This is a genomic window from Cellvibrio fibrivorans, assembly GCF_031457055.1.
Classification (GTDB): Bacteria; Pseudomonadota; Gammaproteobacteria; order Pseudomonadales; family Cellvibrionaceae; genus Cellvibrio; species Cellvibrio fibrivorans.
Map to the genome: position 1 here is coordinate 645503 of NZ_JAVDVX010000003.1, position 13284 is coordinate 658786.

General features: G+C 47.4%; 12 protein-coding genes. 8 read left to right on the plus strand and 4 right to left on the minus strand.

The window, feature by feature from the left end:
* Nucleotides 1-34: 34 nt before the first annotated feature.
* Entirely contained in the window at nucleotides 35-454 is a 420-nt protein-coding gene (locus tag J2X05_RS11350; RefSeq protein ID WP_310072501.1) for a YchJ family protein, read from the minus strand.
* Nucleotides 455-606: 152 nt separating this feature from the next.
* Between J2X05_RS11350 and J2X05_RS11355 the strand changes: the two genes are divergently transcribed.
* Genes J2X05_RS11355 through J2X05_RS11365 form a run of 3 tightly spaced genes read left to right on the plus strand, consistent with a single transcriptional unit; the run spans nucleotide 607 to nucleotide 4247 of the window.
* A complete protein-coding gene (locus J2X05_RS11355) occupies nucleotides 607-1761 on the plus strand; it encodes a 1-acyl-sn-glycerol-3-phosphate acyltransferase (protein WP_310072503.1) in 1155 nt (384 codons plus the stop codon).
* Complete coding sequence (gene dinG, locus J2X05_RS11360) at nucleotides 1751-3904, plus strand: ATP-dependent DNA helicase DinG (protein ID WP_310072505.1); 2154 nt, start codon at nucleotides 1751-1753, stop codon at nucleotides 3902-3904. Before J2X05_RS11355 ends, dinG begins: the two co-directional genes overlap by 11 nt.
* Nucleotides 3905-3908: 4 nt before the next feature.
* Nucleotides 3909-4247, plus strand: coding sequence for a YqcC family protein (locus J2X05_RS11365; RefSeq protein ID WP_310072506.1), 339 nt, complete (start codon nucleotides 3909-3911; stop codon nucleotides 4245-4247).
* A 77-nt stretch (nucleotides 4248-4324) separates the two neighbouring features.
* Here the strand turns inward: J2X05_RS11365 and gcvP are convergent, their stop codons facing one another.
* Nucleotides 4325-7234: an aminomethyl-transferring glycine dehydrogenase gene (gene gcvP / locus J2X05_RS11370; protein ID WP_310072509.1), complete on the minus strand. Its 2910-nt coding sequence runs from the start codon at nucleotides 7232-7234 to the stop codon at nucleotides 4325-4327.
* 340 nt (nucleotides 7235-7574) lie between these two features.
* Here gcvP and J2X05_RS11375 point away from each other — a divergent pair, with 340 nt between their 5' ends.
* Together J2X05_RS11375 and J2X05_RS11380 are read left to right on the plus strand one after the other, a co-directional pair.
* Nucleotides 7575-9218, plus strand: a complete 1644-nt coding sequence (locus J2X05_RS11375) for an ExeA family protein (RefSeq protein ID WP_310072511.1) — start codon at nucleotides 7575-7577, stop codon at nucleotides 9216-9218.
* Nucleotides 9219-9222: 4 nt separating this feature from the next.
* Nucleotides 9223-10050: a general secretion pathway protein GspB gene (locus tag J2X05_RS11380; RefSeq protein WP_310072513.1), complete on the plus strand. Its 828-nt coding sequence runs from the start codon at nucleotides 9223-9225 to the stop codon at nucleotides 10048-10050.
* A 94-nt stretch (nucleotides 10051-10144) separates the two neighbouring features.
* Here the strand turns inward: J2X05_RS11380 and bfr are convergent, their stop codons facing one another.
* Complete coding sequence (gene bfr, locus J2X05_RS11385) at nucleotides 10145-10615, minus strand: bacterioferritin (RefSeq protein ID WP_310072514.1); 471 nt, start codon at nucleotides 10613-10615, stop codon at nucleotides 10145-10147.
* A 154-nt stretch (nucleotides 10616-10769) separates the two neighbouring features.
* Nucleotides 10770-10979: a bacterioferritin-associated ferredoxin gene (locus J2X05_RS11390; protein ID WP_310072516.1), complete on the minus strand. Its 210-nt coding sequence runs from the start codon at nucleotides 10977-10979 to the stop codon at nucleotides 10770-10772.
* Nucleotides 10980-11352: 373 nt separating this feature from the next.
* On the opposite strand from J2X05_RS11390, the gene J2X05_RS11395 reads away from it, so the two are divergent.
* From J2X05_RS11395 to J2X05_RS11405, 3 genes are all read left to right on the plus strand, one after another.
* Nucleotides 11353-11955: a peroxiredoxin gene (locus J2X05_RS11395; RefSeq protein WP_310072518.1), complete on the plus strand. Its 603-nt coding sequence runs from the start codon at nucleotides 11353-11355 to the stop codon at nucleotides 11953-11955.
* 78 nt (nucleotides 11956-12033) lie between these two features.
* Nucleotides 12034-12720: a uracil-DNA glycosylase gene (gene ung / locus J2X05_RS11400; protein WP_310072520.1), complete on the plus strand. Its 687-nt coding sequence runs from the start codon at nucleotides 12034-12036 to the stop codon at nucleotides 12718-12720.
* Between the two features lie 379 nt (nucleotides 12721-13099).
* On the plus strand, nucleotides 13100-13284 hold a 185-nt coding region (locus tag J2X05_RS11405; protein WP_310072522.1), incomplete at its 3' end, for a hypothetical protein.

Genomic DNA, 13284 nt, shown 5'->3' on the forward strand with positions numbered 1-13284 from the left:
GTTGTATCACAGTTCCTTACGATGCGAGTCGGCTTTATGTCTGGTGGTCTACATAAAGCCATTTACCCAAGATCTTTTTGAATTGTGACACTTCGTGGTGTTGATGCATTTTCCCTTGCTGACGGAATAAGGCAATAAATTCCACTATGCCAGTATCATCATTTGTGCCGCCTTGTTGGGTCCCAAGAATTTGCAGGCCCAGCCAATCGCAACTTTCAGCCCAGGCGAGGATATCGTCCTTACTGGAACGCAGCCGCTGTTCGGGGCTCCATGTGTCCCACAAGTAATCAATTGCCAATAGCGCGTGGGCGCTGTAGCGCGAGCGCATCAGTTGCTCAGCGGTGAGGGGGTTGTTGGAGCCATTGATAAAGGGCAAACAGCAGTCGCGCAAGGGTTTTTGAGTGCCGCAGGGGCAGAGTGTGTCGGGGGCGGATAAAAGCGGTTTTGGTGGCATTTTGCGGCTCTTTTCGGTATTTTGTGCGCCTATTTTCGCTGGGTTGGCGGTATAAGCCAAGCCTGTAGCGCCATTTCAAGTCGACAAACCTGCCTGCAGTTTTGTGCCAGACTTAACGTCTATGTTTGACCTTCGAGTGATGACCTCCCGCTATGAATGAATTTGATGATATCCGTCCTTACCGCGACGATGAAGTCCGTCCAACAATCGATCGCATGCTGGCTGATCCGGAATTAACCGATGCGGTAACCCGCCTTAAGTTTCCGGGACTCCATGGCTGGTTGGGATGGCTACTAAAACCGCTGGTGCGCATGAAACTTGCGCAACAATTGGCGGGCATCAATGATGTCAAAGGTTTTCAAAGTGTGGTTGAAAAATACATGGCGGGCATGATCAATACCCGCGTCAAATCGCTCACCGTTTCCGGTTTGGAGAAACTCGACAAACACACGTCCTATTTATTTATTAGCAATCATCGCGATATCGCTATGGACCCTGCATTTGTGAATTGGGTTTTATATCACAACGATTGCAATACTCTGCGCATTGCGATTGGCGACAATTTGCTGACCAAACCGTTTGTGTCAGATTTAATGCGCTTGAACAAAAGCTTTATCGTCAATCGCTCCGCTAAAGCACCGCGTGAAAAATTAAAAGCGGCTAAATATTTGTCGAGCTACATCTACCATTCGATTTGCAATGAGCACTCCAGCATCTGGATTGCACAGCGTGAAGGCCGCGCCAAAGACGGTTGCGACAAAACCAATTCTGCAGTGTTGGGCATGATTGCGCTTAACAAACCGAAAACCGAAGAGCTGGCTGATTACATTAGAAAATTGCGCATAGTCCCGGTCTCTATATCCTATGAGCTGGACCCCTGTGATGCCGCCAAGGCGCGCGAACTTTATTTGCAGCGCACCGAAGGCAGTTACCAAAAAGAAGAGCACGAAGATGTCAAAAGTATTGCAATGGGCATTGCCGGCAATAAAGGCAATGTGCATTTAGCCTTTGGTGATGTGCTCGATGGCAATTACGCGGATGCCGATGAATTGGTAGCTGCGCTGGATCATCAGATCCTCGGCAACTATGTACTGCATGCGACTAATTGTATTGCGTATGAGATGCTTCATGGAAAAGTCCCTGCCGTAAATTACGGTGCAAACAATATTCCCTATGATCCTGCGCAAGTTATTACAGAAAAAATGGAATTTGATGTACGTATGAAAGCCATTCCTGGAGATCAGCGAAATATCGCATTGGCAATTTATGCCAACTCTGTGGTGAGTAAAATCGCTAATGCTGACTGATGCGCTCAAAAAACAAATTCAAGGTGCTTATAGCCAGTTTTTGGAAAACAAGGGCTTAAAATCCCGCTACGGCCAAAAATTGATGATTGCCGAAATTGCCAAAACCCTTGGCAGTATCGAATTGGATGACGAAAATCACCGTGAAATTGTTGAGGGTGCGGGCGGCCTGCGTACTGGCGGGCATATCTGTGTTGTAGAAGCGGGGACGGGCACAGGTAAAACCATCGCCTATTTGTTGCCCGCTATTGTCATGGCGAAAGCCTTGGGAAAAAAACTGGTCGTCTCTACGGCAACTGTTGCACTACAAGAGCAAATTGTTAATAAAGATTTACCCGAATTGCATCGCAATAGCGGCTTGTCATTTTCGTTTACGCTGGCCAAAGGCCGCGGACGCTATCTGTGTTTGAGTAAACTTGACAATGTTATTGCTGAATATGAAAGCGGTATTAATCCCACGCGTGCGCTTTATGAGGACGAATTTCCGAGCGTATCAGCACAGGGCATTAAACTGTATCAGTCGATGATGGATGCGTTGGCAGGCAATAAATGGACAGGTGAACGCGACACCTGGCCGCAAGCGCTGGAACAAAACGAATGGCAGATTATTACCACTGATCATCGCCAGTGCACGGGGCGCCGCTGTTCAAATGTATCGGCGTGCAGTTTTTTTAAAGCGCGCGATTCTATGCATTCCGTCGATTGTATTGTCACCAATCACGATTTGGTGCTTGCCGATTTGGCGCTCGGTGGCGGTGCGATTTTGCCCGCACCGGAAGATACCATTTATGTCTTCGATGAAGGTCACCATCTTCCACAAAAAGCACTCAATCACTTTGCGCACCACAGCCGCATGATCTCTACCAGCAAGTGGTTGGATCAGTGCAACAAATCCCTCGGTGCTATGCTCGGTGTTATCAGTGGTGCTGGTAATGTGGATCGCTACGGTGAGCAACTACCTGCCGCATTGATCGATTGCAAGCAGCGTCTCGACCAGCTTTATCCAGTATTTGAACAGCTCGCGCAGTCTATCGCGTTTGATGATCGCCAATCCCATTATCGTTTTAACAATGGTGTCGTACCCCAGGATTTATTAATTCCCTGTGTAGAGTTATACAAAGGCTTTGATCGCTTGAGCGAGCTGCTCAAAAAAATGTGCGACGAATTAAATGAGGCAATGGAAGATGCGCATTGCCCTGTGCCCAAAATTGATTTGGAAAATCACTATCCGATACTTGGTGCCTGGCAGGCGCGTGCTGATGCCAATCGCGATTTATGGGCAAGTTTCGCCACGCCAGATACACCTTCATCTGTTCCTAAGGCTCGCTGGCTAACACCGGTGGATAGCAGCGGCAATATGGATCTGGAAGTCTGCTCCAGCCCCATTCTCGCGGCAAAAACGCTCGAATACAGTTTGTGGGAAAAAGCATGCGGTGTGGTAATTACCTCGGCAACCTTAACGGCTCTGGGAAATTTTTATCGTTTCCAGATGCGCGCTGGCACCCCTAATGATGCAAATTATAAAGTAGTACCCAGCCCATTTAATTTTCAGCAGGCAACGCTGGAAATTCCTGCGGCGACTGTTGAAGCCACCAATGCTGACGTGCATACCTTGGCGATTATCGACGACCTGCCGAATTTAATTGATCCGAATGCGGGCACGCTGGTGCTATTTTCATCGCGCAAACAAATGCTCGATGTATTTGAAGATATGCCGGAAGAATTGCGCGAAATTATTTTATTGCAGGGCGATAATTCCAAGCAGGAAATGTTGGTGCAACACAAGAAGCGGATTGATGACGGGCAGGGCAGTGTGTTGTTTGGTTTGGCAAGCTTTGCGGAGGGTGTGGATTTGCCCGGCAAATATTGCACGCACGTGATTATTGCCAAATTGCCATTTGCCGTGCCGGATGACCCGATTGAAGCGGCGCTATCGGAATGGATTGAGGCGCGTGGCGGCAATGCCTTTATGGAAATAACGGTGCCCGACGCGTCGCTGAAATTAATCCAGGCCTGTGGCCGTTTGCTGCGCACTGAAACCGATACGGGGAAAATCAGTTTGCTGGATCGCCGGATTATTACCAAGCGTTACGGCAAGGCGATATTAAATTCGCTGCCACCGTTTACCCATATCATCCATAAATAACAATATGAACAATATTCACATCGCCATTGCTGAAGTCTTAATTGATATCGAAAAAGAGCTGCGTGAATTGCAGCTCTGGGATGATGAAATGATTTCTGACGAAGCCTTGATGAGCGAGCAACCCTTTGCGATAGACACCATGACCTTTCCACAGTGGTTGCAGTTTATTTTTCTGCCGCGAATGTATTTTATAATCGAACAGCGACTGCAGTTGCCGGTAAATTGCGGCATAGCCCCAATGGCTGAGCAGTATTTTTCTGTGCTCAGTCTGCCTTCATTGCCGTTAATCGCGCATTTGAAAAAAATGGATACGTTATTAAGCGTGAGCTGGCAAAGTAAATAAAAGGGCGCTGTAAATAAGAAGGCTGCTATAAAAAAGGGCGCAATAAATCGCGCCCTTACACCTTACATTCACAAAAACTACTCAATGTAACTTGCAATACTCGGGCATGAGCACACCAAATTCCGGTCCCCATACACATTATCGATACGGTTTACCGTTGGCCATACCTTGTGGTTTTTCAACCAAGGCGCTGGGCGACCTGCCACTTCGCGCGAGTAAGCGCGTGTCCAATTTTCTTCCAGTACATCATCTTGTGTGTGCGGTGCATTATGCAATGCGCTGGCTTCTGCGGCAATTTCACCGTTGATCACTTGCTCGATTTCGTTGCGGATTATCAGCATGGCTTCAATGAATTTATCCAATTCGATTTTGGATTCAGATTCAGTTGGCTCGATCATCAATGTGCCCGCGACGGGAAATGACATTGTCGGTGCGTGGAAGCCGAAATCCATTAAACGTTTGGCGATATCTTCTTCGCTGATGCCACTGGCTTCTTTTAATGGACGCAAATCCAGTAAGCATTCGTGCGCAACGAAACCGTTGGTGCCTTTGTACAAAATCGGATAAGCAGCTTCCAATTTTTTCGCTACATAGTTTGCATTGAGCATCGCGAATTCAGTGGCCTGGCGCATACCAACCGCGCCCATCATTTTGATGTACATCCAACTGATAGGCAGAATACTGGCAGAGCCCCAAGGTGCGGCAGAGATAGTACCGTTGCTGACATCAGTACCTGGAACCGCTTGTACCGGGTGCGCGGCAAGGAAGGGTTCCAAATGTTTGCCAACGCCAATTGGCCCCATGCCTGGGCCGCCACCGCCGTGTGGGATACAGAAAGTTTTATGCAAATTCAAATGCGATACGTCGCCGCCGAATTTTCCTGGCGCAGCAACGCCTACAAGTGCGTTCATGTTGGCACCGTCGATATATACCTGGCCGCCGATAGCATGGATCATATCGCAGAGTTGCGTGATGCCTTCTTCAAACACGCCGTGCGTAGATGGGTAGGTCACCATGATGCAGGCAATTTGATTATTGTAAGTGGCGATTTTCTCAGCGAGGTCCGCAAGATCGACATTGCCTTTGTTATCGCAGGCGACCACTATTACTTTGTAACTTACCATTTGCGCTGATGCGGGATTGGTACCGTGCGCTGATGCGGGGATCAAGCAAATATCGCGTTGGGTTTCGCCTTTGCTTTCAAAATATTTTTTGATCGCCACGAGGCCTGCGTATTCGCCTTGTGAACCGGCGTTGGGTTGCAGGCTGATAGCATCGTAGCCGGTACAGGCTTTGAGCATTTCTTGCAGTTCTTCAAATAATGCTTTGTAACCTTCGGCTTGATCGATGGGTGCGAACGGATGCAGTTTGCCAAATTCCGGCCAGGTGACGGGAATCATCTCAGCAGTTGCATTTAATTTCATAGTGCAAGAGCCGAGTGGAATCATCGCGTTATTGAGCGCGATATCTCTTGATTCCAGACGCTTTAAATAGCGCAGCATTTCAGTTTCGCTGTGATAGGTGTTGAATATCGGATGCGACAATACCGCATCGCTGCGCAACAAATCAGCTGGGATTGCGTTGTTGGCGGTGATATTTTTTCCTGCGAGCACTTGTTCGTCGAATGACGTCAGTTCAATTCCGGTTACGCCAAACACAGCGAGTAAAGCTTCCACGTCAGCAGCAGAAGTCGTTTCATTCAGGCTGATACCCAAGGAATCGCTGCCCACCAAACGTAAATTAATTTCTGCATTTAATGCGGCTTGATAAATCGCTTTTTGATTGTCGCCAACATTGACAGTAATAGTGTCGAAGAACTGGTTGTTGGTAATGCCGAAACCTTTGGCTTTTAATGCCGCAGCGGCAATCGCGGTTAAACGATGGATGCGGTTAGCGATACGTTTCAATCCGTCGGGGCCGTGGTAAATCGCGTAGAACACGCTCATTACTGCGAGCAATACTTGCGAGGTACAAATATTGGAGTTGGCCTTTTCGCGGCGGATGTGTTGCTCGCGGGTTTGCATCGCCATACGCAGTGCTTGTTTACCGCGTGTATCAATAGATACACCAATAATGCGGCCGGGAGCGGAGCGCTTGTAAGCGTCACGGAAAGCGAAGAAACCGGCGTGTGGACCGCCAAAGCCCATAGGTACACCGAAGCGTTGGCTGGTGCCGACGACGACGTCAGCACCCATGGCGCCGGGTGATTTGAGCAGCATTAGTGCCATCAAATCCGATGCCACCGTCACCAATGCATTGTTGTTGTGAGCGGTTTCAATCAATGCGGTTAAATCGCGCACCTGACCGCTGGAGCCGGGGTAGGAGAGAAGGGCACCGAAGTAGTCGCCATTGGCCAGTTCATCTGCCTTGGCAACAAATACTTCAAAGCCAAAATGTTCGGCGCGGGTTTTTACTACAGCGATGGTTTGCGGGTGGGTGTCGGCATCTACAAAAAACACGTCTGAGCGGCTTTTTTTGTTTTGACGCTTACACATCGCCATGGCTTCCGCTGCGGCAGTGCCTTCATCTAATACCGAGGCGTTGGCCATTTCCATGCCGGTCAGGTCGATGATCATTTGCTGATAATTAAGCAATGCCTCTAAACGACCTTGGGCAATTTCTGGCTGGTAGGGGGTGTAAGCGGTATACCAACCGGGGTTTTCCAAGACGTTGCGCAGCACGACCAGCGGCACGTGTGTATCGTGATAGCCCATGCCGATGTAATTTTTGAAGATCTTGTTTTTGCTGGCGATAGCCTTCAATTGCGCTAAGGCATCAGCTTCGCTGACGGCATTGCCCAGATTCAGTTCGTTTTTCAGGCGGATGTTGTCCGGTACGGTTTTGTCGATCAGCTCATTGACTGAGCGGACGCCCAGGGTTGCCAGCATAGCGGCAGTTTGTTGGGCGTCCGGGCCGATATGACGATTTACAAACTCATCCTGATTGGCCAATAAGGACAGGGAAGCTGAACGAAAATCAACTGACATAGAAACTCTCTGTGTAAGGAAATCAAACAATAAAGAAGGGAGAGGGATGAGGCTGGAGGGTGCCTGCTTAAAAAGGCGGCAATGGTATCAATTTGGTGCTTTTCGGGCAATCGAGCAGTGACCTAATCGCGGTTTGGGGGGCTGTTTTTGTTTCTGCTGTCCACTTTCAAAGGGTTTTAAGGGAACAAGAAGGTAACAGCCGAATCTTAGGCCTGCTATGATTCAGCTCCGCTCTAATGCGCACTCATAATAACTTTGTATTTATAGGCCTATGTATCACGATTTTTTCGGGCTCAAAGAACCCGCCTTTTCCATCGCCGTGAACCCGCGCTACCTCTTTATGAGTGACCAGCATCGGGAGGCCTTGGCGCATCTTTTATATGGCATCCAGAATGGTGGTTTTGTGATGCTCACTGGCGAGGTGGGGACGGGTAAGACGACTATCATTCGCTGCTTGCTGGAACAGCTACCGCCTAACACCGATATGGCGATCATCCTCAACCCGATGGGTAGCGCGCCGGAATTGCTCTCAACAATTTGCGATGAGTTGGGCGTAGGTTATATCGCCGATGAGTTGACGGTGAAAAATTTGACCGATGCGCTCAACCAATTCCTGCTGGATAACCATCGCAAAGGGCGCAAAACGGTTTTATTAATCGATGAAGCGCAATTATTAAAAGTGCCGGTGCTGGAGCAGATCCGGTTGCTGACCAATCTTGAAACGACCACCGAAAAATTATTGCAGATTATGTTGGTCGGCCAGCCAGAATTAAAAAAATTATTGGCGCGCCCGGCGCTGCGGCAATTATCCCAGCGGATCACCGCACGTTTCCATCTTGAGGCCTTGAGCCTGCCCGAAACCAAAGCCTATATTGCCCACAGGTTAAAAATTGCGGGGCTGCCTGATCATCAGCGGCCATTTAGCGATGCGATGGTCAAAAGAATTCACGCATTTAGCGGAGGTGTTCCGCGTTTGATTAATGTGATCAGCGAGCGATTATTGTTGGGAGCCTATGCGCAAAATCATCACCACATTGATAAGCAGATTTTTGCAGCAGCGGTGAAAGAAGTTGCAGGTACTACAACGCTGGAAGAAGAAAAACTGGCGACGACTCGCACCTCATGGCATGCGCTATTTGTGGTGGTGGTGATTGGTATTATGGTAGCGGTTTGGTTTCTGGTTCCGGATGAGGCGCCTTTGCCGGTTGCACCAGCGGTAGCGCAGACAGCGAGCAGTGAGCTTTTAGCACACAGCTCGTCTGCGGTTTCTCAATCAAGCGCAGCGCGGCAATTGGCTTCCGGCTCGTTGAGCGAATTGCGCAGCCAGCCAAAATCGCCGCTAATACCAGTAGTAGTTGCTATGGCTACCCGGGATTTGGTTGCAGCACAATTAGCATTGTTTAACCACGTGGGAATTGCAGCAGGCGATAAAAAAAATCCGTGTCTAGTCGTGACTGATGCGGGATATGTGTGCGAAAAAATCCACATTACTTCCTGGGATGAATTGAAAGATATTAATCGCCCTGGATTGATAACGCTCGCGACTCCGGACAAAAAATGGGTTTACGCGTTGATGATTGGTTTGAGTGAAAACCATGCACTGCTGATGGCAAATGGAGTGCAAAAAATTGTGCCATGGAGTGAAGTTGCCAATGTGTGGAATGGTGACTTGTTGTATGTTTGGTCGCGGCCAAAGGGTTTTGAAAATAGTTTGCAGATGGGTGATAAAAGCGATCTGGTGACATGGGTTGCTGAGCAGTTTGCCAAACTCGATCAACAACCTGCACCGCTGACGCGCCAATTTTTTACCGAGCGGTTACAAAAGCGTGTAGAACTTTTTCAATCGACACACAATATTCTTCCTGACGGTATTATCAATGCGCAGACCTTGCGCCGGTTAAACGAAGTGTTGGGGTTGGACAAACCTCTTGTAGAATTGGATGAGCAAAAATTACTTGCTCCGATAAAGACGGAAGGGCTGTAGTGGTATGTCATTAATATTAGATGCCCTGAATCGCGCAGAGCACGAGCGTAAAAATCAAAACGCAGTGCCGGATCTCAATACCCTTCATCGCCCGCAGGAGTTAAATACTGCCCCAAATACGCGTCGAACCTTGTGGTGGGCAATAGGTGTGGTTCTAGCGTTGATGGCGATTATTATTACGCTGGTTGTACTGCTGCGCCAGGAGTCGGTAGTACAATTAGCGGCAACAAATTCTGCTCCTGCGCAACAATCCCCTGCGGTCGTATCCCCCAATCCTGTTGTTGTTCAAACAGCACCGTCTGGTGAACCAGCTACTGCATTTTCCGCAACTGCAATTCCTGTTGTAGAAACGACCCCTGAAGTTACCACTCCGAATGCAGATGTTAATCAACTCTATGCTGCAAAAGATACCGAGCCCGCTGCGGCAACTGATGCAGGTGTCAACGAACTTTATGCAGCGGAAGCGGCCACGGCGGCAGCCTCGGAAACGATTGTCGATCCTTTCAATCCTACAGGTGATGCTGCCGTTGCAACTGCTTCAATTCAGGAGCAGGCGCCGCCACGCACTTTTGATAGCATCAAAAATATTCCTGATTTTAACGCGCTGCCTTGGAATATGCGGCAGCAGATTCCCACGATTTCTTACGCGCGGCATAACTATCTTGCCAACGGTGTTAGCAGCGTAGTGATTAATAATCAGACGTCGGGGGTGGGCAATATTATTGGTACGGGGCAGTTTATTGTGCAGGAGATTTTTGTAGATGGTGTGATTCTAAAACACGGTAATGCAGTGTTTAAATTGCGCGCGCTCAATGGTTGGATCAATATGTAATTTTGCCTGCTGGTGCAATGAAAAAGTCCTATTAAATTATGGGTAAAAAAAGGAGCACACAGCTCCTTTTTTCTTAATACAAAATTATTTACGATTAGGAAGCCATTTTAGTTTGCAAGTAATTTTGGATACCGACCTTATCGATCAACGATAGTTGCGTCTCCAGCCAATCCACATGCTCCTCTTCGGATTCAAGAATACTTTTCAGTAAATCGCGACTGACAAAATCGCGTACACTTTCACAGACTATAATGCCGTCGCGTAAATCGGGAATCGCTTTCATTTCAAGTTTTAAATCGGACTTGAGCATTTCCAGTGTATCTTCCCCGATATGTAATTTGCCCAGGTCTTGTAAGTTGGGGAGACCCTCCAGAAACAAGATGCGCTCAACTAAGGCATCGGCATGTTTCATTTCATCAATTGATTCATGGTACTCATGGTCGGCCAGTTCTTTGAGGCCCCAATCTTTGTACATGCGCGAGTGCAGGAAATATTGGTTAATGGCAACCAGTTCATTCCCCAGAACTTTGTTTAATACGGCTATGACTTTCGGATCGCCTTTCATGGAGTTCTCCTTAATGATGCGATAAAAACAATAGGAGAGTCTGGTCGCCGAAGGCGGCTATGTCAAGCGTGAGAGCTTGCTAAGTATTTGATGGGGAAGGAAAATATACTAAAAATGGTAATGATTTAGATTCTGTTTAATTTCATTCAACGGTTTAGGCAACCGCATAGAACTGCGGCAAGCCATTAATAATTGGGGTGTCGTTTAATACTTCATCGAGTATTTCGCGTGTCATTACCGAACATTTACCGCATTGGCTGGCAACGCCTAAGGCTTTACGTAATTGTCCAAGCGAGCTTGCGCCATCATCTATAGCCGCTTTTATTTGACGATCAGTAATACCTTTGCAAATACAGACGTACATAGAGCTTTTCCGGATTGTTACTTTGGATGCGATCAAATCACCTACAAATAAACTCTAATGCTAATGAGAATTTGTGTCAATAAATTATGGGAAATTATCTCGTTTGACAGGAGTTTAGATTCGCACTTATAACTGAGTGACTGGTTGATTAATAATGTGCCAGCGAATCCGTCATAGCCTTAGTTTTGGCGGCGCCATATACAAAATCAATATGACACCCTTCGATCCCTGTGTATGATAGCGACGCACTATCGATAAATATCAGCCGATCAATAACTGGCCATAAATTATTCATACAATTTGAATAAACTCATGGCCGCTAACGCGGGTATTTATTCCACCAGTTAACCTATCAATCATCAGGAGTATCGTTATGGGCGTATTAGTAGGTAAAAAAGCACCGGATTTCACCGCATCGGCTGTATTGGCTAACGGTGAAATTGTGGACGGTTACAATTTTGCAACAGCGACCAAAGGTAAAAAAGCAGTCGTGTTCTTTTATCCATTGGATTTCACGTTTGTGTGTCCATCAGAGCTGTTGGCATTTGATCACCGTGTAGAAGAATTCAAAAAGCGCAATGTGGAAGTGATTGGTGTTTCTATCGATTCACAATTCACCCACAATGCATGGCGTAACACTCCAGTTAATGAAGGCGGCATTGGCCCGGTTCGTTACACTTTGGTTGCTGACATCACCCACTCAATTGCAAAAGCTTACGATGTGGAGTCAACTGATGGTGTTGCTTTCCGTGGTACTTTCATTATCGATGAAGCCGGTGTGGTGCGCTCACAAATAGTTAACGACCTACCCATCGGCCGTAATATCGATGATACCATCCGCACTGTTGACGCCTTGATTTTCCACGAGCAACACGGTGAAGTTTGCCCAGCAGGTTGGAAAGAAGGTGATGCGGGTATGGATGCATCTCCAGCGGGAGTTGCCAAATACCTGGCTGAGCATGCTGCAAAACTCTAAGTTTTACTTTCTATTGTAATTCTTGTAAAAAGCCCAGCTCTTTAGCTGGGCTTTTTATTTATTAACGGTGGAGCATTAATGGCGGCACGTGACAAGAAAATTGATCTTCATCCGAGTTGGCTTGTGCATCTTGCCGGTGAGTTTGATCAGCCGTACATGCAGCAGCTAAAGCAGTTCTTATTGCAGCAAAAGCAATCGGGAAAAGTAATATATCCCGAATCTAAAAATATCTTTAACGCGTTTAACTCCACACCACTAGATCAGGTCAAGGTTGTGATTTTGGGGCAAGATCCCTACCACGGCCCAGGTCAGGCCCATGGATTATGTTTTTCAGTGCAACCGGGCATCCAGCCACCGCCATCACTGCAGAACATGTTCAAAGAGCTGCGCCGTGATCTGGGGTTTACTATTCCTAAGCATGGTTGTCTTCAGGCTTGGGCTAATCAGGGAGTTTTATTGCTTAATGCGACTTTAACGGTAGAGCAGGCAAGGGCAGGCTCCCATCAAGGGCAAGGCTGGGAAACCTTCACTGATAAAGCCATTCAGTTGGTCAATGACCAGTGCCAGGGTGTCGTTTTTCTCCTGTGGGGCAGTTATGCGCAGAAGAAAGCTACCTTTATTGATGATCATAAGCATTTAGTGCTCCGGGCTCCGCATCCTTCACCTCTTTCTGCGCATCGTGGGTTTATTGGATGTGGCCACTTCTCTGTTACTAACCAATACCTGCAGCGTAACAACAAGGTGCCGGTAGATTGGCAGCTCTAGCGTATATCTATGATTTTTGTGTCTTTTTGACTATAAGATCGCAGTGACTTCCCTCTCATAAATTTATATGCCAAACCTCTTGCAAGTATTTGACAGCGCTGTCACATAGTAGTAGTTTTGTGCGCAACTCGGGCGAAGCATTTGCGGCTTCATCTGCCAAAGAGTCTTTTTTACACTGTTTATATGTAAAAAAATGGCCAATAACTTTTATATTTGAAAATACGTTCTAGAGTTAAGCCCAGAAAAAGATAATTAGAACGCTAAAGAATTCGCCTTCATTCTGAAAGCGAAAATGTTTGAACCTAGGCCTGCCCAGGCAGCGGTTCAAACATGTGTGTACCGGAAAACATAATTCCTGTCGATAATAAAGGAGAGCTCCATGTACAAAACAACAAGCTTTAAGAAAAAAGTGCTGACTACCGCAATTGCCTCTGCAGTTGTGGCAGGTGGCTTTAGTGGTTTGGCTTATGCGCAAGGTGATGTGGTTGAAGAAGTAACTGTTACCGGTATTCGCGCGTCGTTAGAGCGCTCAATGGATACCAAACGCAACTCCGCCGGTGTTGT